We start from the raw sequence: 21595 nt of genomic DNA on the forward strand, positions 1-21595 counted from the left end.
AAACGATCAAAAACTAAAGCGTGGCGAGCGTCAACAGACTGAGCAGCAGCGAGGCGGTCAGCATGGCGAAGAGCGGGCGAAGCGCCTTGGCGCGCAGCTGCCGCAGGTCGACGTTCAAGCCGAGACCGGCCATAGCCATCGCCAGCAAAAACGTCGTCAGCGAGGATACCCCGTTCATTACTGCTTGCGGAATGAGAATATATTTGCCGATGAGGAAGCTTCCGAGACAGCTCATGGCGATAAAACCGAGGAGAAACCATGGGAATGTGATTTTGGCGTCCGTCCCCGTTCTGCCGGTCCGTTTCATCCATACCATCAGCAGGAGGCTGAGCGGGATCAGCAGGAGAACGCGCCCCAGCTTGGCCAGCAGGGCGACCGCGAGCGCGTCCGGTCCGGCCGGTTCCGCAGCCAGCGCGACGTGGGCGAGTTCATGCAGACTGGCGCCGCTCCATATCCCGTAATCCACCCCGCTCAGCGGAAGAAACGGGCGAATAACCGTGTAAGCGACGGCGAACAACGTGCCGACCAATGCGATGATCCCGACGCCAATGGCGGTGTCCTCCTCTTTGGATTGAAGAATCGGGGAAACGGCGGCGATGGCCGCGGCCCCGCAAACGCCGGTCCCGATGCCAAGCAGCAGGGAGAGGGAGGGGTCCCCTTTCAGCCATTTGGCCAGCAGCCTCGTCGCCAGGATCGAGAAAACGATAACCGCGGCGTCGCGAAGCAGCAAGCCCGGCCCTTGCTGCAGCACGACGCCGATGTTCAGCTTCAAGCCGAACAAAATGATCGCGAGCCGCAGCAGTTGTTGCGAGGAGAAACGAATCCCTGCGCGCAGTTTCTCCGGGTATCCCCAGAGTTGCCGGTAGAGGACGGCGAGCAGGATGGAGCAGGCCAACTGACCGGCCCGGTCCAACCCGGGCAGGCAGGCCAAACCGTAGCCAAGCAAGGCGATGATCAGCGTAAAGGCGATACCGCTTCCCCAAGCGCCCGCCCGCGTGCGAACCGCAAATGCAAAAGCGGCTTTGCCGGTTTGGGCGAATCCCCGGGGGTGGCGGGGCAATCCATGGGATTTTGCCGCCGCGCGGCGGCCGTGGTCTGTTCGAATAGTCACAAAATCACCTCCATCTGGTTTGCGTAAACAGCATAAATCGGTTTTAATAATAAGTAAAATTATTCATTTAAATCATTATGATAAGTAAATAGTTATTATTGGTTCATGGGGAAGGGGATGCGGTTATGGATTTGGCCTTAAAAGTGTTCATAACGGTGGCCGAAAAACAAAACTTTACGCGCGCCGCCGAAGCGCTGCATATGACGCAGCCGGCCGTCAGCCAGCATATCGGGGCGCTGGAGCGGCAGCTCGGGACCAAGCTGCTGGAGCGAAGCAATAAATTCGTCCGGCTGAACAAGGCGGGGGAGATCGTCTACCACCATGCGCGGGAAATTTCCGGGCTGTACGGCCGGATGCAGTATTTGATCGATGATTTGAAGCATACCGCGTACGGGAATCTGTCGATCGGTGCAAGCTATACGTATGGAGAATATGTGCTGCCGCATGTGGTGGCGGAGATGATGAAGCTGTACCCCGGAATCCGGCCGGCGATCACCATCGGAAATTCCAGGGAGATCGAAGCGAAGGTGGGCGGACATGAGCTGGATATCGGCATTATCGAAGGCGAGTTTCGCGACGCGCAATTCCGCATTGAGCCGATCGCCGATGACGCCATGGTGATCGTGATCCCGGCGGGGCACAAGGCTGCGGGGCGCGTCGGCTTGAAATTTTCCGATTTGCGGGAGGAGACGTGGATCGTCCGGGAACCCGGTTCGGGCACGCGCGAGGCGGCGGACAAAATGTTTGCCGAACAGGGGGTTTATCCGGAGCGGCTGATGGAGTTCGGCAGCACGCAAATCATCAAGGAATCGGTCGAGGCGGGGCTGGGCATCAGCTTCCTGTCCCGGGCCGCGGTGCGCAAGGAAATTGCCCTCGGAACGCTGCGGGAGCCGGATGTCGAAGGTTTTCCGTTTACCCGCAAATTTTCCTTGATCACACGTACGGCTCCATTTTATACCAAAGCGATGGAAGTGTTTATGGAGCTTCTGCGTAGGTCCCCCTCCATTTAGACAAAATAAAACGGGCAATGGTATAATGGCACTTTATTTAGCCGGGAGGTGTCTAATCTATGAACTTTTGGGAGGGGCTTGCGGATAATATCAGCAAGATCAGGTGGGCGGATATCGGGATCGCCGTCTTGATCATCGCGCTTTTTGCGCTGTTCAACAAAGTGCTGGTGAAGTATATTTTTGCCTTGCTGAACCGACGATTCGGAGCATCCGGCAAGGGGGAACTGTGGAAGCAGGTGCTTGAGCGGCCGTTCCGGTCGTTTTTCGTACTAGTGGGCGTTTATTTGGGCGTCAAATATTTGCTGCCGCGCAGCTGGGAGCTGGCCATCGGCCTTGACCCGCTGTTCCGCAGCGCCGTCATTGCTCTAGCGGGCTGGGCTTTGTATATTTTATCGGCCCAATCGTCCGTGCTGCTTGAAGGAATCGGCAAAAAAATCCGGCTGGACGATTCCAGCATGCTGATTCCGTTCCTGTCCAAGGTGCTGCGGTTTGTCGTTATCGTCTTGACGATCGCGCTAATCGGTTCGGAATGGGGCTTTAGCATCAACGGCCTGGTGGCCGGCATGGGACTGGGGAGCCTTGCCGTCGCCCTGGCGGCCAAGGATACGCTCGGCAATATTTTCGGCGGCATCGTGATCATTTTGGAAAAGCCTTTCGCCAAAGGGGATTGGATTCTAACGCCCGCCGCCGAAGGGGTGGTGGAAGACATTACGTTCCGCAGCACCAAAATCCGCACTTTCGCGGATGCTTTGATTACGGTGCCGAACGCGGCGCTGGCCGATCAGCCGATCACCAACTGGAGCAGGATGGGCAAGCGCCGGGTCAGCTTTACGCTCGGTGTGGCGCTGGATTCGGACCGCGCGCGGCTGGCTGCGGCCATTTCCCGGATCGAGCGGCTGCTGAGGGACAACGAGCAAATCGACCCCGGCACGATTCACGTCAAGTTCACCGATTTTAACGAGAGCAGTTTGGGCATTTTTATATATTATTTTACGAAGTCCACGGTTTGGGCGGAATATTTGTCGGCCCGGCAGGGTATAAATTTGGCCTTGCTGCAGGTGCTGGAAGAGGAAGGCATCAAGCTGGCGTATCCTTCGCACCGGGTGTTTCTGGAAGGGGCGCTGGCGGATGGCGGAGGGGAAATGTCCAGGGCATACCGGCCGTACGAGTAAACAAGATCTGAAGGCTAAAGGACTCCGGAGCCGTTATTTGCGGAAAAACGGAGGTTTGTAAAATCTAACGGACAGAGATGACGTTATTCCCCCGAATCGGCCCGGGTTAGCTCGTTTAGGGCGAAATAAGGTCATGTGGGTCCGTTAGGCTGGGAAATACCTGGGAAATGGACGGATAAGGTCGTTGGTGTCCGTTAGAGCAGTGTCCACATCCCTCCAATCGCTCTTACGTAGAAGTCAGAGTCAGAAAGGACGCCGTTAGGCGTTTTTCTTGCGCCCCAAAGCGCATACTGAATCCGAGAGTTGACACCCGGCGGCGGAATAAGGTTTACTGACAGGAAAGAAACCGTTTACGGGGGCGAGGATGCCATGTCCTTGATCAAGCGAAGTTTATTTACCAAAATTTTATTGGGCCTGCTGACTGCCACCATTGTGCCTTTTTTGATTTCCAGCTACATGTCCTACCAGATTATCGGGCGTTCGGTGCAGGATCAGCTCGTTCAGCTGAACCAAAAATCGATGGCGATCACGATGTCGAGCGTTCATAAATACATCCATGACATCATGCTGCTCACGTTGTCCTACTACGGCGACCCCGAACTGATGCGCCTGCTGACCAAAAAGGAGATGCAGACTCCGGCGGAGGCCGTGTACATCAATCAAAAAATGCAGCGCCTCTACGGCAGCTATACGGAAATCCGCTCGGTGACCTACAAGAGCGCGCTGACCAACCGCCAGTTTAACGTAAAATCGGGGCTGAACGAGCGGCAGCTCATTCCCGATTTTGTCCACCGCCGGCTCCCCGCGGAAGGGCAACGCTATAACGAGGAGTACGCGGTTATTGAAGTAAACGGGGAGAAGCGGCTGCAGATCAACAAGCTGTTTGTGGACATATCCAGCCGTGAAACGCTGGGCCTGACCTCGGTTACGGTGCGGAATACAGAATTAAAGGAATTGGTGGAACCGTTGTCGACGTCCGAGCAAGGGGATGTATACATTCTTTTGCAAAACGATTTGCAGCTGTTGTATTCGACTGCTTCCGCGGCCGGCGATAGCGATTGGATTCAGGAATTGCGCGGAAAAATCGCCGCTGCGGACGGGGATGCCAGAGGCTTGATCCATGACCCCAAGGGAAAGGGAATATACATTTACTACACGGACGTTTCCTACGGGTTGCCCATTACGCTGGTGAAATTCATCCCGAGCTCCGTCATAGAGCAGGCGGGCAGGCAGGCGCTGAACCGATCGCTGGCCCTGCAGGTGGCCGTGACCGGTTTTGTCGCCGTTATGGCGGGAGTCATCTCGTATGTGATTTTGCTGCGGATCAAACGCATCCTCGGCCAGATCAAAAAAATCCAGATGGGCAATTTCAACATTCAAGGCGGTTCGCAAGCGACCGACGAGCTTGGCCTTCTGGAGGACCGTCTTCAGGACATGGCCGCGGAACTGGACGCGCTTTGGAACCAGCAGTACCGGTACAAGCTGGAGGTCGCGGACGCCCGGCTGAAAATGCTTCAGGCGCAGATCAACCCGCATTTCCTGTACAATACGCTGCAATCGATCGGCACGCTGGCGATCAAGAAAAACGCGCACGAGGTGAGCGACAAGCTGGCCGAGCTGGGAGCGATGTTCCGCTACAATATGGATATCGATCATGAAGAGGTTCTTTTGCAAGACGAGCTGGAGCACTTGAACCATTACATTTCGCTGCAGGTAGGAAGGTTTAAGCATAAACTGGATTACTCGCAAAGCTGCCCGGACGAGGCGTTGTTCCTGCGGGTGCCGAAAATGGTGCTGCAGCCCCTGGTCGAAAACAGCATCGTGCACGGCATTGAAAAAGGGAACGGTACAGGGACCATCCGTGTGGAAATTGAGCTGAACGACCGGTTGATCATCCGCGTGATCGATAACGGGCGCGGCTTCGCCCCGGACATGATCGGCGACATCCGCCGTGCGTATACGGATTCTTCCGCCAAGCTCGAATCGCGGGTCGGCATCGGTTTGGTTAATGTATTAAAGCGGCTGCAGTTGTATTATGGACCAGGATTTGCCTGGGACATCGAAAGCAAGCCGTATGCGCTGACGACCGTCACTTTGTCCATCCCCTATCAACCGGAGAAGGAGCGTGAACCGCATGAAAGTACTGATCGTGGATGATGAGGAGCATGTCAGGGAAGGCGTTGAATTGGCCATCGACTGGCCGAGCTATCAAATGACCGAAATTTTGCAGGCCGAGGACGGCGTGGAGGCGCTTGAGATCGTGCGCCGCGAGGCGCCGGAACTGATCGTGTGCGATATGAGCATGCCGCGTATGGATGGACCGACCTTTCTGGAAAAATTGCGGGCGGAAGGATGGGACTCCAAGGTGATCGTTCTGAGCGGGTACCAGGAATTTCGTTATGCCAAAGCGACCCTGCTGGCGCAGGGAGTCGATTATTTGCTGAAGCCATTCAAGATCGACGACTTGAACAAGGCCGTTTCCAAGGCGGTCGGGGAGATTCTGGAAAGCCGGGAAAACCGGAGCGAGGAGCTGCGCCGGAACCTTCAGGTTCATGAAGCCAACACCCTGCTCCAGGAGCAGAGGATGGCCACGTATTTGCAAGCGGAATCCGTCAATCATGCAGGCGTCCGCCAAGTGCTGCAGGAGGCGGGCTTTCCCGTTAAAGACTTTTACCTGCTGCTCTTTTTGCCGAGGAACCTGACGGAGATCGTCGACCGCAGCTTTATGGGGGACGAAGCGTTGCTTATGTTCTCCGTACGCAACATCATCAAGGACGTTCTGCGGCCATTGGGCCGGTATTATTTTTTTCGGATCGATTCGTTTTTCTGCATTCTGACCGAGGGGGAAGCTCCCGCCGCGGATGTGGAACATTACAGAGCCAAGCTGGAGAAGTCGTGGCTGTCCGCGATCAAGCTGGACGTCTTCTCCGGGTTTGTGCGGAAAAAGTACGGCAGCGCTGAAATTTTGTCCGCCATCAAAGAGGCCAGAACGGAAATTCTTCAGGCCAATGTTTTGGACGGCGGAGGGGGTGCGGGCAAGCCAGGCCATGCCGTGACGTTTATCGACCGGGAAATTCTCCTGCTGGAGGCTTTAAGAAAACGCGACAAGGAACACATGGCCGAACTGATCGGTTCTTTTGTGCGGGAGCTCCGGCAGCTCGGGTATTTATCTTTAAAGGACCTGCAGCATTACACGATGGAAATGAATTTGCTGATCGCCCGCATTTCCCGCCAGCTCCATCAGGAGCATCAGACGGAAACGCTGTCGCTTTGGATCGGCGATTTGGAGGAATGGGGGCAGGAACTGACGCATATTTTCTGGCTGATGATCGAGTCGGAAGGGGAAGGGTTGGCTTCGCTCCAAAGCATCCATGCGATTCAGCACTACATCTCGTCCAATATCGGGGCTGACATCAGCCTGTCTTCGTTGGCGGAACGTTTTCATTTCAGTCCCCAATATATCGCCAAGAAATTTAAGGAAACTTACGGAACCACGGTGATGAACTATTTGACCGGGCTAAGAATGGAAAAAGCCAAGTCCCTGCTCAGCCATTCGGACCAAACCGTGCTTGAGGTGTCCCGGATGCTGGGGTACGAGGACGACAATTATTTCGGCAAAGTGTTCCGAAAGTTTACCGGCGAGTCGCCGACGCAGTACCGCAAGCATCATAAGGCACCCCGGCCGCGGATGGACGGCTAAAATGCATAACCTGCCGCCGCGAATGGAATAACAAAGGAAGGAAGAAGCTGCCGCAGCCTCTTTCTTTCCTTTTTTGTTTAGTTTCAAATTTTACTCCAAAAGGCGATGATATCCCCTGTATTGCCCAGGTCCATAACCAATATAATGGACGTGTAAGGGGTTTCATCACCACAAACGACATCATAATCGGGGGGACAGGAATGAAAAGAACGAAAAAAGCGCTTGGTTTGATCGCGACGATGGCGTTAGTTGTTGCTTTGACAGCTTGCGGAGGCAACGCAAAAAACAATGCGGGCAATGCCGCGAATAATGCCGGCGGTGCCGGAGGCGGCAATCAACCGGAAAAACAAGCGAAGATTTCGCTGTTCCAAAACAAGGTCGAAATCGCCGAAGCCCTGGAGGGATTGGCGGAAAAATACAAAAAGGAAACTGGTAACGAAGTCGACGTTTGGGGCTCTGCCGGCGATGCTTACATGACCCAGCTCCAAGCCAAGCTGGCCGCCAAGGAAGGTCCGACGATCTTTAGCGTAGGGGCCGGCGCGGAGGCGGAAAAATTCAAGTCCTATTACTACGATATGAGCAATGAAGAGTATGTCAAAAATATCGCGCCGAACATGGCCCTGGAAGTCGACGGCAAAGTGGTCGGCGTGCCGACGGGCGTAGAAGGCTTCGGTCTGGTGTACAACAAGAGCCTGGTCGACCCAAGCAAAGTGACCGACTTCGACTCTTTCAAGACTACGATGGAAGGCCTAAAGGCCAAAGGTGTTAACGGGCTGAGCCTTTCCCAGGAAGCGTACTTCCTGATCGGACATATCATCAATACTCCGTTCGCCCTTCAGGAAGATCCGAAAGCGTTCGTCGAGAAGTTGAACAAAGGCGAAGTGAAAATGGCTGACACCAAGGAATTCCAAGAGTTCGCCAAGTTTATGGAAGTGATTCGGGCCAACTCCACGAATCCGATGGAAGTGACGTACGACACGCAAATGGGGGATTTTGCCACCGGAAAAACGGCGATGGTTCACCAAGGGAACTGGAGTTATTCGATGCTCGCGGACTATGGCGATCTGGACATTGGCATGATGCCGCTGCCGATTGCCGGCAACAAGAAGCTGTCCGTGGACATTCCGGGCGGCTGGGTCATTAACAAGGAAGCGAGCGAAGCGGAAATCAAAGCGGCCAACGCCTTCCTGAACTGGCTGTTCACGAGCGAAACGGGCAAAAATACGATCGTAAACGAGTTCAAATTTATCCCGGCAATGACCAATATCGAAGCGGCGGGCCTCGATCCGTTATCGCAGGCGGTATTTGAAGCGACGAAGAGCGGCGAAACGATTCCTTGGGCCTTCAACTACTTCCCGCAAGGTATCATCGTAAACGATCTGGCTCCGGCAACGGCCGAGTTCTTCCTGAATCCGGATATGACCGGCCAGCAGTTCCTGCAAAACCTGGATAAAGCTTGGGCCAATGCGGCAAAGTAACCTTTAGCTGACGTTTCAGGAAATCATTCCACGAAAGCCTAACTCTATTTTGATGGCGTTAGGCTTTCGTGTTTCACAGCAAATTCCCGGAAATGGGGTGGATTTATGCGCAGTAACAAAGATAAGCTCTGGTACGCGTTGTTTACCATGCCGTTATTTATCATCTTTACGACGGTCGTGATCATCCCGTTCATCATCGGGGTGTACTACTCCTTCATCAGCTGGAACGGGATTCCCGCCGATCCGAAAGTGTTCGTGGGCTTTGACAACTATGCCCGCATTTTTCATGATGAGCGGTTTTATTCTTCGGCTTGGCATACGATCAAATTCACGATTTTGGCGCTGATCTCGGTTAATGTCTTCGGGCTTTTGTTCTCCTTGCTGGTGACCAGCGGGCTTCGCACGAGCAACCTGGCGCGGACGCTGTTTTTTATGCCGAACCTGATCGGCGGGCTGATTTTGGGCTACATTTGGAAGTTTATTTTTACCGACATTTTTAAGTATCTGGGGAACAACACGGGGCTCGATCATCTCTTTTTCAACTGGCTGATCAACCCGGAATTCGCGCTATATGCGATGGTCATTGTGTTTACGTGGCAGATGGCCGGTTATACGATGATCATTTATATCGCCGGGATTCAAGGGATTTCGGATGAAACGCTTGAGGCGGCGAAGGTCGACGGCGCGAATATGTGGCAGCGCCTGACCAAAATCGTGTTTCCGCTGCTTATGCCGTCCTTTACGATCTGCTTTTTTATGACGCTCTCCGGCGCGTTTAAGATCTACGACGTGAATCTGTCTTTGACGAACGGCGGTCCCGTGAACTCCACCGAAATGTTCGCCATGAACATTTTTAACGAAATCTTCGGGTACGGCCGGTACGGCGTCGGCCAGGCCAAAGCGATCGTGTTCTTCCTCGTCGTGGCTGTTGTAACGCTGACACAGGTTATCATTACGAAAAAGAAAGAGGTGCAGATGTAATGAAGCGTGCCGGCAAATGGATTCCTTCCGTCTTACTGCTCATTCTTGCACTTGTTTTCTTGTCCCCGATCTATATTATGCTCGTCAACTCCTTCAAAAACCGGGCGGAGCTGTACACCAACGCGCTGGCGCTGCCGCAAAGCCTCAACTTTGAGTATTATGCGAGCGCGATCGACAAGATGAATTTTTTCCGGGTGCTCGGCAATTCGCTGTTGGTGACTATTTTGACGGTCATTTTCGTGGTGATTTTGTCGTCGATGACCGCCTGGATGCTGGTGCGGCGCGACACGAAAATCAGCAAATGGATATTTATGGCGTATGTCGCGACGATGCTGATCCCCTTCCAAACGCTGATGATGCCGCTGATGCAGGTCATGGACTGGATTCGCACCAACCTTCACATCCCGATGCTGAATACGCATGGCGGACTCATATACATGAACATCGGGTTTCACGCCAGTATGGCGGTGTTTTTGTACCACGGATTTATCAAATCGATTCCGATCGCGTTGGAGGAAGCCGCGACTCTGGATGGCTGCACGAAATTCGGCGTGTTTTGGCGGATCGTGTTCCCGATGCTGAAGACGATCACGATTACCGTGGCCATTTTGGACGTCATCGCGACGTGGAACGACTATCTGCTGCCGTCGCTGACGCTGTCGGATAAAGCGCTGCGCACGATCCCGCTGTCGACGTTCTACTTCTTCGGAGAGTTCACGATCGTGTGGAACCAGGCCATGGCGGGCCTGACGCTGACCATCATCCCTGTCGTCATTTTCTATGCGTTTGCCCAAAAGTACATCATCAAGGGCATCGCGGCGGGAGCGGTGAAGTAATTAGGGGGAGTAAAGTAGCTGGCATTTGGCGCAATAAAGCGTACAGCCGGCGTTATGCGTACCCTCCTGCGATAAAGTAGCCGGTCGGCCGATGCATGTAAAGTAGTAAAGTAATCGTCGGTTAAAGACAAATGTCTGCTTCGTTTCCGTTGATTAGTTGGTTCAATTGCAAAAGTGCATCCGATTTTTCGCCAATCTTCGTTTTCGAGCGGATGAACTGCAAAAGTGCATTTGTTTTGAATTGAATTGTAAAATTATGTAATATACAAAGGTGGTGAACTGCACTTTTGCAGTTGAGCTGCCTGTTTCGAGAAGTTTCGACGAAATTCGCCTGCACTTTTGCATTACGTGATTTGCTTCTGCCCCAGAGGCTTTATTTTCGCCCAACCTGGGGAAAATTGCCGTATAAGATAAGAAGCCTGGTAGCGGCGATGGTGTCAACAGAAGCTGCGGCAGCAGCCATAAAGGCGGCTGCCCATCCTTTTGCGGACGGAGCCGCAACCCGCTACACGGCCAGATTGCGGCCGTTTTTTTGTTTGCGGATACTGTTGACGAGAAGCGGAAATTTGATAATCCCGATCGCTAGCAGCGCAATCGACGTGTAATACATGAAGTGGCCCAAGCCCGCGAGAAATACGAAAATGACAGGCCACGGCACGAGGACCTTGGGCTGCACGAACAGGATTGCCAGCGGGATGAACGCATGGATGAATGTAATCGACAGCACCTGGATGGCGATGTGCAGCTTGGTCGGCTTAAAGCGGGTTTTCCACCGGAAAAGGCGGCGAACGGACAAAACCAGATACAGCAGAACGGCCAGCGCAACGGCATCGACGATCAGGAAATCCTTTCGATAGCTATCCATTCCGGCAGTGATGGGCTGCTCACTGTGAAGAATACGGTCGATTCCCGCCGTGATTTGATCGTAAGCGTCGATATGGAAGAAATCCATCGAGTTGACCAGAAAAATGATGCCGTAGTCGCCGCCGATGATCATTTTGGAATATGTATTTTCCGTCGAGCCGTCGTGATACACCCAATTGCGGTCCTTGTCGATGCTCCACCCCATGCCGTAATATTGGCTGCCCCACATTTGGATCGCCGGGGCATGCATGAGCGCGGCGCTCCGCTCGGATACGACGGACGTATTTCCGAATCGCCCTTGGTTGATTTGAGCGATCAGGTATTTGGACATGTCCTCGGCGCTGGAGACCAAATATCCCGAAGGAACCGTACCTTCGTGGTTGATCATTTTCGTCGGCAGCATAAGTCCGAACATCGGCTGATAGCCTGTAGCCAGGTCCTGCGCGGAGTTTGGTGAAGCATAGCTGTGCGTCATGCCCAGCGGCGCGTAAATATTTTGCTTGATATAGTCCCCGTAAGACATCCCCGAAACGGCTTCGATAATGCCGCCCAAAATATCGTAATTCAGATTCGAATATTGGTACGCCGTGCCAACGGGTTCGGTGAGCTCCACCTGCTTGAGATTGCGGATATGCTGCCCGTGGATTCGAGGCTGGACTTGGGTCTGGGGAAGCTGCCTCACTCCGGCAAGGGGCGGTTCGATTACGTTGGCGTTTGGAGCTATAATAGCTTTAGCTTGGCAAGCGGGCGAGAAACGTGAAAAAAGACCGCGAGGGGAGATGGAACGCTTGAACGATCTTGAACATCATTCGGGGCCCAAACCGGGACCGGAACCGGAACGGAAGACACTGAAAGAGGTCTTTGACCGGGCTGAATACCCGCTTACTGGCCACGGCAGAAGAGAAGTCGACGTGCTGAAGGCGGCGCTCGCCGGAGTGGACGGCGGAGTGGAAAGCGATATGTACGGCGCGGGTAAAGTGATCGAGGATTTTGAAGCAAAGATGGCCGGCGTTCTGGGGAAGGAAGCGGCGGCGTTGCCGGAGCGATCCTGGCGGGGCAGCCGGAGTTTACGCAGGAGTCCAAGGTATGGAAAAGACGCCACGGCGGCGATTTGATCAGCCTTTATCCATATATCCTCAGCGCGGATTATTATTACGAGCAAAGAATCGGGAAAATGGAGCTCTATTACGAGCAAGCGCGGGAACTGGCCGGAATGTATAACCGCTGCCGCGGCATCACGACCCTGCCGGAAATTCCGGTATCCAACATGTTCCATGTCCATGCCGGGCTGTCCAGCCGGCGGATGGAGGAAATGCTGATCGAAATTTGCGGGGAGACCGGAGTCGGTCTTTCCCATTATGTAAAGGAACGGACGGCGGGAGGAAGCTATTTTGAAGTCAGCATCGGCGACCGTTATGATGCGGTTCCCGGGGATAAGCTTTGGCAAGCCTTTGAATTGCTGGATGAGAAGTTGAAAGGAGAGACGGAGAATTGAAAAACAAAGTGATTTTTCTTACGACGGACAGTATAGGCAGCGGTGAACGGGAGCTTGGCGCGCAGTTGCTGGAAACCTTCGCGACGCTGCTGAAGCAGCGGGAGCAGCTGCCGGCCGCGGTTTTTTGCGTAAACCGGGGCGTGTTGGCATTGACGGAGCAATCGTTCGCTTCGCTGCATCTGAAGGAGCTGGAGGCGCGCGGCGTGCCCGTGCTGGCCTGCGGCACCTGCGTCGACTATTACGGGATTCGGGATCGGCTGGCAGCCGGCGAGGTGTCCAGCATGGGGCGTTTCCTGGAACTGGCGGAACAATACGAGGTGATCACGATCGCTTAAGGCCCATCATCCGTGATTCGGATTCGTGCGGTCTCGTTTATTGGAAGGACAAAAAAAGCATACTATACCTTACTGGAAGAAAAATGTGAAATTCGAAGGAGGGTTAGCATGCTGCGCACTAAAATCATTTGTACGCTTGGCCCGGCTAGTGATGCCGTCGGGGTGCTGCAGGACATGATTCGGGCGGGAATGACGGTGGGTCGGCTGAACATGGCGCACGGAGAATTGGAGGAGCACGCGCGGCGGATCGCTCAGGTGCGCGAGGCGGCGCGGGAGTTAAACACGTTTGTGCCCATCATGATGGATATCAAAGGGCCGGAGGTCCGGATCGGCAAATTGCGTGAACCGTTCGCTGAGCTAAAGGCCGGCGAGGAACTGGTTTTAACGACCGAGCAGATCGCCGGGGATGCCGCGCGGATTTCGGTCAATTATCCCGATATGCCCAGGGTGGTGCGGGAGGGCGACCGGATTCTGATCGACGACGGGCTGGTGGAGCTGCGCGTCCTGACCGCCGCAGGCTCGGAGATCCGCTGCCGCATCGTCAGCGGCGGTAAGCTCAAGCCGAACAAGGGCGTGAACCTGCCCGGCATCAAAACGACGCTGCCCGGGGTGACGGAACGGGACATCCGGCACATTCATTTTGGACTGGAGCAAGGCGTGGAAATGATCGCCGTTTCGTTTGTGCGGAAAGGGGATGATATCCGCGAAGTGCGGCGGATTTTGCAGGAGCAGAATGCCGGCCACGTGCAGATCGTTTCCAAGATCGAAAATGAAGAAGGGATTGCCGACCTTAACAACATTATCGAGGCGTCGGACGGGATCATGGTTGCCCGCGGGGATATGGGCGTGGAGGTGCCGGTCGAGGAAGTGCCGGTGAGGCAAAAGGAGATCATCGATAAGTGCAATCTGGCGGGGAAGCCGGTGATCGTGGCCACGCATATGCTTGAGTCGATGCAGGTGAACCCGCGGCCGACGAGGGCCGAAGTGAGCGACGTGTACAACGCGGTGATGCAGGGGGCCGACGTCGTAATGCTGTCCGGGGAGTCGGCGGCCGGCAAATACCCGGTGGAGTCCGTGCGCACGATGGCGGCGGTGGCCCGCAGGGCGGAGTCGATGATAGACTACGGCGAGCAATTCAACCGCAGAAGAAGGCTGCATGCCACCAACATCACGGAGGTAATCAGCCAAGGTGCGGTCAGCGCTTCCCTGGAGCTGGACGCCAAAGTGATCCTCACCTCCACCGAAAGCGGCTTTACCGCCCAGATGGTGTCCAAATACCGGCCAAAGGCCCCGATCGTGGCGATCGCGCATCACCCGCATGTGCTGGTCAAGTTATGCCTTTTGTCCGGGGTCTTCCCTTATTTGGGAGGGCCGGTGACCACCACCGACGAGATGTTTGATTCGGCGATTCAAAGCGCGGTAAAGTCCGGGTACGCACAAGAAGGGGACATAGTCGTGCTGTCCGCAGGTTTGCCGCTCGGGCAGGCGGGGACCACCAACTTGATCCAAATCCGGCAGATTTAAAGAGGAACGGAACCGGTTTGCCACGTAGAAGGGTCTAGCCGCTCGCTTCTCTGACATAACGTGACGTAGCGGACATAGCGGATATAGTGGACGTAGTGGACATGGTGCACATAGTGGATATAGTGGACATAGTGAACACAGAGGACGTAGCGGATATAGCGGACGTAGTGGATATAGCGGACGTAGTGGATATAGCGGACGTAGTGGATACAGCAGACATAGCACATAGCGCGTTTCGGCACTAGCGTGGCATTTTTGCTCAAGGTTTCTTTAAAAGTCTTGGTCTTCGAACCGTACTGTCGCCCGCCGAAAATCTAACGGTTGTGGCAGCGGCTATTTTCCGAAAAAAGACCTTTTCTAAATTCTAACGGTTGTGATCGCCGTTATTTGCCTGAATCTAAGCAGAATTAGCCGTTTTTCAGTGAAATAAGCTCCATGGCAACCGTTACAATTTGAAATCAATGTTTTTGGAACAAATAGCGCTTGTGGCAACCGTTAGAATAGTTGTGTGACCAGAAAATGTAACTTGTCGGATAAGACTTGATGCAACACAAGTGACATAACGGCAAAAAAGGTCCCTATATTTGAGGTTTTCGGAAAGCTCGCCGAAATAACGGATTTTTGTGTCGCTATTTTCCATTGGACTGGCGCAAATGGGGGGATCGGCGTAATGGCCGAGGCATAGCGACATAAATTGCCGCTATTTGGCGAGTCAAATGTCCAATCCGGAGAATAGGGACATATATTGCTCCTATTCCCAATCGTTCTCCGATCCTGCAAAAAAAAAGGCACTCTCCGGGGCAGCTAGCTGTATCGGGAGTGCCTATTGCTCATTATTGAATCTCATCCAGAAGATCGTAGGCCGCTTGCTTGGTTTTTACGTTCAACAAGCGCTCTCTAAAGCTGTCGTCCATCAGCTTTCGGGACAGCATCTGCAAAATTTTTAGATGCTCGTTGCCTTTATTTTCGGCAGGGACGGCGATCATAAAGATCAGCTTCGCCGGCGTTCCGTCCGCGCTGTCCCAGTCGACGCCTTCCGGCTTCATCCCGAATACGACCCGCGGCTTGAGGACGGCGGACGATTTCCCGTGGGGAACGGCGATATTCATTCCGATTGCGGTGGAGCTTTCCCGCTCGCGGTTTAGAACTGCCAGTTTAAACTCCTCCCGCGAGGTTAGCGCGCCTGCCGTTTCCAATTTGCCGATCATTTCATCGATGACGCCGTCCCGCGTCGATGCGGTCAATGAAGTCTCGATCAGGTTCAAATCAAGGATGTCCGTCAGCTTGCTGACCGAGCGTTGTTCCGGTGGTCTATCGGCTCCGGTTCCAGCCTTGGCATCACGGCTGGTTATGACGGGCGAGTCCAGCTGCTGCGGCTCCTGCTGCTGTTCGTGCTGCCGTTCCAACTGCTGCTGGCTCCGCTGCTCGTGCGGCTGCTCCCGCGGCTCTTCCAACTGTCGTTCCAGCCGCTGCTCGTGCGGCTGCTCCCGCGGCTCTTCCAACTGTCGTTCCACCCGCTGCTCGTGCAGCTGCTCCCGCGGCTCTTCCAACTGTCGTTCCACCCGCTGCTCGTGCAGCTGCTCCTGCGGCTCTTCCAACCGCCGTTCCAGCTGCTGCTCGTGCGGCTGCTCCTGCGGCGCTTCCAACTGCCGTTCCAGCCGCTGCTCGTGCGGCTGCTCCTGCGGCGCTTCCAACCGTCGTTCCAACTGCTGCTCGCTCCGCTGCTCCAGCCGCCGCTCCTGTGCCCGTCCCCTCAGCTCCGCAGCCGGCGCGGCCTCTTCATAAGCTTCGGAACCGCCGGCCAACTGGGGGGCAACCTGGTCCTTTTTAAGCAGCTTGATCATCAATGCGGTCACAATCGCCCCGATAATCACGGCGACGAAAAACATCAGCACGTTATCCACCGCACCCAATACCGCCACGATTGGCCCGCCATGAGCTACCCGGTCGCCGACGTTTCCGAGCATGGCGATCACGGAACCGGCCATCGAGCCGACCATAATGCTCGGAATGACGCGCAGCGGGTCCTGCGAAGCGAACGGAATCGCGCCTTCGGTGATGCCGAACAAGCCCATCGTAAAGGCCGCTTTTCCGGATTCGCGCTCGGCGTCATGGAATTTCCGCTTGAACATAAACGTGGCCAGGCCGAGACCGATCGGCGGAATGCAAATCGCCACGGCGATCGGGCCCATAACGTGATAATTCCCCTCGGCGATCATCGCGGAGCCGAACATAAAGGCAACCTTGTTGACGGGGCCGCCCATATCAAAGGAGATCATGGCGCCGAGAATAAGTGCGAGCAGGATGGAGCTGGTCCCCTGCATGCTGGCGAGCCAGGCGGTCATCCAAGCGAATACCTGGGCGATCGGGCCGCCCAGCAGATAGATAAAGGCCAGGCCGACGATCAGCGAGGAAAGCACCGGGATGATGATGATCGGCATGATCGGGACGATCGGTTTCGGCACTTTCCATTTCTTGATCCACAAGGCCACGTAACCGGCGAGGAAGCCGGCGATAATCCCGCCGATAAACCCGGCGCCGGCTTCGCTGCCGTAGAAGCTGCCGTTGGCGGCGATGTAGCCGCCGATCAGACCCGGCGCCAATCCGGGCCGGTCCGCGATGCTAAAGGAGATGAACCCGGCCAGAATCGGCACCATAAACGTAAAGGACGCGGCCCCCAGCTTCTCGATCGTTTTCCAGAACGAGTCCTCGGGAATTTGCAAGCCGCCCGGCGTCGGCACACCGCCGATCGACAGCGCAATGGCGATCAGCAAACCGCCGACGACGATGAACGGGATCATGTAAGAAACGCCGCTCATCAAATGTCGGTAAAACTGGTTTTGCTGTTTGCCCGGCGCGGCCTTGGCGGGACGATCGTCCGCCTCGTTGCTCCCCCGGTACACGGGAGCTTCGCCGCGAAGCATTTTTTGGATCAGTTCTTCCGGGGTGCGGATTCCTTCCTGTACGCCCGCCACCAGCAGTTTTTTGCCGATGAACCGGCTTTTGTCCACGTACTTGTCCGCCGCGATGATGATCCCGTCCGCCTGGCGGATCTCCTCCTCCGTAAACTGGTTTTCCACCCCGATCGAGCCCTGGGTTTCCACTTTCATGTCAATGCCTAATTTGTCCGCGGCTTTCTGCAAGTTTTCCGCCGCCATATACGTATGGGCAATCCCGTTTGGGCATGAGGTGATGGCCAACAATTTCATGGTTTTGGTCCCCCCTGTATCGAATAGTAATCGCTTACAACCCCATCTTAGCGCAGAAAAAGGGCGGAAAAGATTTTAATTCTTGCCGCAAGTTCCGGAAAAACCGATTTTTTTCTATATAAGTTGAACTATTGATTGTACGCAATGGGGCAGCCGTGAGAAATGTTCTTACGATCGCTGTTGTTCGCAGATTTCTTTAATTAACTAAATTCAGATGCTCTAGAAATCGCTCCCAAGGGCAACCAAGCCTATGCTTCCGAAGCAGCTTTCTTCCAGAAAGCTTTTAGTTTCTTCAGAATCATTTCGCCTAGGTTCAATTTCTAAAATGGATATTTCTTTTAGAATAGAACCCTCTTGCCTAACTCTTACATTTCATTAGTTCAACTTATATGGGCTGTCCTACCTACAGACATCCCAGCAGTTCCTCGGGGGTGTCCGCCCGGATGATGCGCTCGACCGCGGACGGCTGTTCGCTGAGCAGCGACAGGCGCTGGAACAGCTTCTTCATGCTGTCCTGGTCCCGATGGTCCAGGGCGAGCATAAACACGACGGACACTTTCTCCTGGTCCCAATCCAGCGGTTCGTTTAAGGTGGCTACGGCGATTTGCGAACTTCGGATCAGCTTGGGTTCGCCATGGGGAATGGCGATGCCGCCGCCGATCGTTGTCGCCGAGACGCGTTCCCGGAGCAACGCTTGGTGGGCATAATCCTGCTCCACAAAACCTTGCTCATGCAGCCGGTTCGCGAGATATTCGATGATTTCAAAGCGGTGGCCAAAGCAGGCCAGCGGGAAAACAAGGGAAGGCCGGGTAAACTGCCGCAGGATGGAGCCCGAATCGGAAGGATCGCTTTCCTCGTTCATCCGGCCGATGAACCCTTCGAGCTTCCGGATATCCCCCGAATCGAGCAGCGGCGATACAACGATATGCGGTGGTTTGACGTTCTCCAGCGGCGTCGTGGACACGATAAAATCGACGGTCTCCCGGGCGAGATAAGCGGGCAAATCGACCTTGCGGACGGAATCCAGCACCTTCAGCTCCGGGAATTTCCGCTCCAGCTTGGTACGCAAAATATGCGACACGCCGATCCCCATATGGCAAACCGTGATAATCTGCTTCGGCTTCGCCGCGGGTTGGCTTAACCGTTCCACCGCGGCCTGAAAATGCAAGGTCAGATACGCCGCCTCCTCTTCGGGAATCGCAGACGGGAGATCGTCACCCATGCGGCGGGTGGCGTCGATGACCATGTCAAACATATACGGATACATCTTCTTGATATCCGGAAGCATCGGGTTGGTTACGATCAGTCCATAGCTTAGGCGGTTTACCGCCGAATGCAGGTGAATGCGCAGCCCTTCCATCAGAATCGGGTCCCGGGCGAAATCGACCAGGGTCAGCGCGGACATTCTCCGCACGAGCGATTCCGCCAAGCCGGAGACATGGTCCCGCTGATCGGAAGCACCGGTCGGGCCGCTTTCGGGGAAGCCGGCTTCGATCCGCGTCTGGGAGCGGATTTTTCCGCCGAGGATATGCGCGGTTAAATAGGCCACCTCATCTTCAGGGAAGCGGACGGAGAAAACCCGCTCCAGCCTCCGGGCGAATGCTTCCGTCCAGGGGAATTCCCGCTTTTCCCGAATGAGCGACCTTTCCTGCTCCAAGAAAGAGATCGGCTGCTTCAGCTTCGTTCTCCGCACCATCAGCAGCGTATGCACGAGCAGATTGTCCATAGCTTCGTCCGTGAAAGCAAGCCCGGCCTCCGTTTCCAGCCGCTTCAACTCGCGGGTAACGAGCTCGATTTCGTGGGGCGCAAACCTGTTCTTGATGAATTGGTTTCCGGCTTGGCCCGTCAGTTGGGACAGTTTGGACAAAGCGGCCCGTATATTCCGCTCCTCGCCTTCGGCGGTGACGCCGACCCTTTGTTTGGAGACGATGGCGAGGTTGTATTTTTTGAACCATGGCTGAAGCCGCTCCAGATCTTTTTTGATGGCGGCCTTGTTTACGAAATGCTGCGCCGCGAGCTCCCGTATCGTTGTGGGCCGGCTTTCCATCAGCAGCCGGTAGGCGATCGCCGCGGACCGCTTGGCGTCCGTTTTGTAATCCTGATCCGAGGCGGACCAGACGAGCGTGGCCAAGAGCTCCTCTTTTTCCCTTTCCCCGATCGCGAGCGATACGCCAATCCCGGGTTTACGCAGCAGCTCGGCCGTGGTGTGCTCCGCCAAATACCGTTCGATCTCATCGAAATCGTTGCGGATCGTTTTCTCCGAACAGTTCAGTTCTGCCGCTATATCCTGAACCCGAACATGGGAGCGGTTTTCTTTTAAAAGCATGTGAAGTATTCCTTTTTGCCGATCGTTCATGCCGTCCTTCAACATCCTTCGAATAAAATGGCTTTAGGTTGTAAAATTGCTCAAATCGCTCTATATTATAGCATTGCCTGGGGGCCGATATTCAATCGAATCATCACCAAAACGCTTCTTTGCACGTACAATAACCTAACCAACCCCAAAATAATGAACACGGAGGGGAAAAAATGATTGTTTTACCGCCCGGAGACAGAATCCGGTTAGGCCAGGTGGCGCTCCCCGAGCTGGAGCGATCCATCGTGCAAGCCAAGGAAGCCAGCCCGGTCACTTACGCGTACGTATCGCTGGAGGCGCTCTTGTTCGAGCTTGGCCTTCGCAGCCGCATCGTGGAGTCGGCGCGGGCGCTGTATGCCAGCGGGGTGAAGTTTGCCACGTACACCAATTCCCGCTGCAACGAAGCGTATTGGATTCGCACCGCGGAAGGGGGCTTCCGGCTGCGAAGCGGGGTGGCTTCCGCCGATGCCATCCGTGATATTTTTGTCAACGGTTCGCTCTACGCCTTTGAATGTTCCATGGCGATGGTTCTCGTTGTGTACAGAGCGGTGTCGGAACAAATCCCGCGTTCTGCGTTCAACACTTACTTTAACAACCTGTACTTGTATGATTGGCAGTATGACAGCGATCTCGGGTTTGTCAAGGGAAGCCGGATGCTTGGAGCTTACCCGGGGGACATTTTCTATTTCAAAAATCCCGACCACAATCCGGCTACCCCGGAGTGGCAGGGAGAGAACGGCATTATGCTGGGACCGGACCAATTCTACGGCCATGGCGTAGGCATTCGTTCTTCGTCCGGAATCATCGAAGCGCTGAACCGCAGAAGAAGGCCGGGCAGCACAGTTTCGGCGTATATGCTTGACGATGTGGTCTATCCGAACTTCGAGCATATCCGCAGCCTGAGCGGCGTATTCGCGAGAATCGGCAGCCAAGTATACCGCCGCAAACCAGCCGTTTAATAAAAAAGGGGGCGCCATTAGCGCCTCCCCGGATTTTTTTAAGTAGTTTTTCATATAGATGAATATGCGAAAAAACCACTGGATCGCACCATCCAGTGGCCGTGGCTTTGATTCGTGATTAATAGAAGAACGGGAAGGCAAATCTTCTGAGCCCGAAAAACGGGAAAGGCCGGCGTATAAAGCGGCGAAATCTCCGGGGGTATCCATAAAAGGGATAGCCAAATCCATAGCCTCCACCGTAGAAGCCGCCGTATGGATAACCTCCGAACCCGAAAGCGCCGAACGGATAGCCTCCTAGAATAGCACGGTCATCGCCGTCCGTGTCGCCTACGGCAACGAGCAAATACACGTGATCGTCGTCCATCCCGTCAATAATGCCCACGAACACTTTGCCGTCGGTACTTTCGACGTGAATGAGATGATGATGGTATCTCTTGCAGATTTCCTTCATATGTCTTTTGTGGCCGTGCTCTGCCGGCTCATAATACGCGGGGCTGACCTGGCTGATGGGCGCGGTCGGGTTGGCCCCGTAAGACGAATAAACATTAGGATTGGGTTGCATAAG

17 protein-coding genes and 1 pseudogene are annotated in these 21595 nt (G+C 54.8%); 12 read left to right on the forward strand and 6 right to left on the reverse strand.

Going from position 1 to position 21595, the window contains the following annotated elements; translation table 11 throughout:
* Window positions 1-13: 13 nt before the first annotated feature.
* A complete protein-coding gene (locus tag NYE69_RS05385; protein ID WP_340930286.1) occupies window positions 14-970 on the reverse strand; it encodes a YeiH family protein in 957 nt (318 codons plus the stop codon).
* Window positions 971-1236: 266 nt separating this feature from the next.
* Here NYE69_RS05385 and NYE69_RS05390 point away from each other — a divergent pair, with 266 nt between their 5' ends.
* From NYE69_RS05390 to NYE69_RS05420, 7 genes are all read left to right on the forward strand, one after another.
* On the forward strand, window positions 1237-2121 hold the full coding sequence (locus NYE69_RS05390; protein ID WP_340924862.1) for a LysR family transcriptional regulator: 885 nt from the start codon (window positions 1237-1239) through the stop codon (window positions 2119-2121).
* A gap of 59 nt (window positions 2122-2180) precedes the next feature.
* The gene (locus tag NYE69_RS05395; protein WP_340924865.1) at window positions 2181-3293 is read left to right on the forward strand and encodes a mechanosensitive ion channel family protein; all 1113 of its coding nucleotides are present in this window, start codon (window positions 2181-2183) and stop codon (window positions 3291-3293) included.
* Between the two features lie 375 nt (window positions 3294-3668).
* Complete coding sequence (locus NYE69_RS05400; RefSeq protein ID WP_340924868.1) at window positions 3669-5450, forward strand: sensor histidine kinase; 1782 nt, start codon at window positions 3669-3671, stop codon at window positions 5448-5450.
* Window positions 5428-6993 carry a response regulator gene (locus tag NYE69_RS05405; RefSeq protein ID WP_340924871.1) on the forward strand — a complete coding sequence of 522 codons (1566 nt, stop codon included), beginning with the start codon at window positions 5428-5430 and terminating at the stop codon, window positions 6991-6993. Before NYE69_RS05400 ends, NYE69_RS05405 begins: the two co-directional genes overlap by 23 nt.
* A 200-nt stretch (window positions 6994-7193) precedes the next feature.
* Entirely contained in the window at window positions 7194-8471 is a 1278-nt protein-coding gene (locus NYE69_RS05410) for a sugar ABC transporter substrate-binding protein (RefSeq protein ID WP_340924874.1), read from the forward strand.
* A 105-nt stretch (window positions 8472-8576) separates the two neighbouring features.
* Complete coding sequence (locus tag NYE69_RS05415) at window positions 8577-9452, forward strand: carbohydrate ABC transporter permease (protein WP_340924877.1); 876 nt, start codon at window positions 8577-8579, stop codon at window positions 9450-9452.
* Window positions 9452-10288: a carbohydrate ABC transporter permease gene (locus NYE69_RS05420; protein WP_328269838.1), complete on the forward strand. Its 837-nt coding sequence runs from the start codon at window positions 9452-9454 to the stop codon at window positions 10286-10288. The genes NYE69_RS05415 and NYE69_RS05420 overlap by 1 nt, the downstream gene beginning before the upstream one ends.
* A 505-nt stretch (window positions 10289-10793) precedes the next feature.
* Here NYE69_RS05420 and NYE69_RS05425 read toward each other — a convergent pair.
* Window positions 10794-11834: a serine hydrolase domain-containing protein gene (locus NYE69_RS05425; RefSeq protein WP_340924880.1), complete on the reverse strand. Its 1041-nt coding sequence runs from the start codon at window positions 11832-11834 to the stop codon at window positions 10794-10796.
* Between the two features lie 106 nt (window positions 11835-11940).
* Between NYE69_RS05425 and NYE69_RS05430 the strand changes: the two genes are divergently transcribed.
* The 4 genes from NYE69_RS05430 (at window position 11941) to pyk (ending at window position 14506) form a co-directional block, all read left to right on the forward strand.
* On the forward strand, window positions 11941-12267 hold the full coding sequence (locus NYE69_RS05430; RefSeq protein WP_340924882.1) for a hypothetical protein: 327 nt from the start codon (window positions 11941-11943) through the stop codon (window positions 12265-12267).
* Window positions 12264-12647 (forward strand): hypothetical protein, encoded by a 384-nt coding sequence (locus tag NYE69_RS05435; RefSeq protein WP_340924885.1) that lies wholly within the window; start codon window positions 12264-12266, stop codon window positions 12645-12647. Before NYE69_RS05430 ends, NYE69_RS05435 begins: the two co-directional genes overlap by 4 nt.
* A complete protein-coding gene (locus NYE69_RS05440; RefSeq protein WP_036626738.1) occupies window positions 12644-12982 on the forward strand; it encodes a DsrE family protein in 339 nt (112 codons plus the stop codon). The genes NYE69_RS05435 and NYE69_RS05440 overlap by 4 nt, the downstream gene beginning before the upstream one ends.
* A gap of 108 nt (window positions 12983-13090) precedes the next feature.
* Entirely contained in the window at window positions 13091-14506 is a 1416-nt protein-coding gene (pyk, locus tag NYE69_RS05445) for a pyruvate kinase (protein WP_340924893.1), read from the forward strand.
* 833 nt (window positions 14507-15339) lie between these two features.
* Here the strand turns inward: pyk and NYE69_RS05450 are convergent.
* The 3 genes and pseudogenes from NYE69_RS05450 to NYE69_RS05455 form a co-directional block, all read right to left on the reverse strand.
* Complete coding sequence (locus NYE69_RS05450; RefSeq protein ID WP_445744817.1) at window positions 15340-17325, reverse strand: fructose-specific PTS transporter subunit EIIC; 1986 nt, start codon at window positions 17323-17325, stop codon at window positions 15340-15342.
* A 98-nt stretch (window positions 17326-17423) separates the two neighbouring features.
* A pseudogene (locus NYE69_RS33625) lies at window positions 17424-17715 on the reverse strand (PTS fructose transporter subunit IIB); the annotation flags it as partial.
* Between the two features lie 403 nt (window positions 17716-18118).
* Window positions 18119-20086, reverse strand: a complete 1968-nt coding sequence (locus NYE69_RS05455) for a BglG family transcription antiterminator (protein ID WP_445744749.1) — start codon at window positions 20084-20086, stop codon at window positions 18119-18121.
* Between the two features lie 158 nt (window positions 20087-20244).
* Here NYE69_RS05455 and NYE69_RS05460 point away from each other — a divergent pair, with 158 nt between their 5' ends.
* Window positions 20245-21030 (forward strand): protein-glutamine gamma-glutamyltransferase, encoded by a 786-nt coding sequence (locus NYE69_RS05460; RefSeq protein WP_340924902.1) that lies wholly within the window; start codon window positions 20245-20247, stop codon window positions 21028-21030.
* Window positions 21031-21148: 118 nt separating this feature from the next.
* Here NYE69_RS05460 and NYE69_RS05465 read toward each other — a convergent pair whose 3' ends face one another.
* Window positions 21149-21592 (reverse strand): hypothetical protein, encoded by a 444-nt coding sequence (locus NYE69_RS05465; RefSeq protein ID WP_340924905.1) that lies wholly within the window; start codon window positions 21590-21592, stop codon window positions 21149-21151.
* Window positions 21593-21595: the final 3 nt, after the last annotated feature.

It is taken from the genome of Paenibacillus sp. FSL R5-0527, assembly GCF_038008055.1.
Lineage (GTDB): Bacteria > Bacillota > Bacilli > Paenibacillales > Paenibacillaceae > Fontibacillus > Fontibacillus macerans.

Coding starts and splice junctions, on each gene's coding strand:
- NYE69_RS05390 (WP_340924862.1), top strand. CDS start 1,237: ATGGATTTGGCCTTAAAAGTGTTCATAACGGTGGCCGAAAAACAAAAC.
- NYE69_RS05415 (WP_340924877.1), top strand. CDS start 8,577: ATGCGCAGTAACAAAGATAAGCTCTGGTACGCGTTGTTTACCATGCCG.
- NYE69_RS05450 (WP_445744817.1), bottom strand. CDS start 17,325: ATGAGCGGCGTTTCTTACATGATCCCGTTCATCGTCGTCGGCGGTTTG.
- NYE69_RS05455 (WP_445744749.1), bottom strand. CDS start 20,086: ATGTTGAAGGACGGCATGAACGATCGGCAAAAAGGAATACTTCACATG.
- NYE69_RS05420 (WP_328269838.1), top strand. CDS start 9,452: ATGAAGCGTGCCGGCAAATGGATTCCTTCCGTCTTACTGCTCATTCTT.
- NYE69_RS05405 (WP_340924871.1), top strand. CDS start 5,428: ATGAAAGTACTGATCGTGGATGATGAGGAGCATGTCAGGGAAGGCGTT.
- NYE69_RS05395 (WP_340924865.1), top strand. CDS start 2,181: ATGAACTTTTGGGAGGGGCTTGCGGATAATATCAGCAAGATCAGGTGG.
- NYE69_RS05460 (WP_340924902.1), top strand. CDS start 20,245: ATGATTGTTTTACCGCCCGGAGACAGAATCCGGTTAGGCCAGGTGGCG.
- NYE69_RS05465 (WP_340924905.1), bottom strand. CDS start 21,592: ATGCAACCCAATCCTAATGTTTATTCGTCTTACGGGGCCAACCCGACC.
- pyk (WP_340924893.1), top strand. CDS start 13,091: ATGCTGCGCACTAAAATCATTTGTACGCTTGGCCCGGCTAGTGATGCC.
- NYE69_RS05410 (WP_340924874.1), top strand. CDS start 7,194: ATGAAAAGAACGAAAAAAGCGCTTGGTTTGATCGCGACGATGGCGTTA.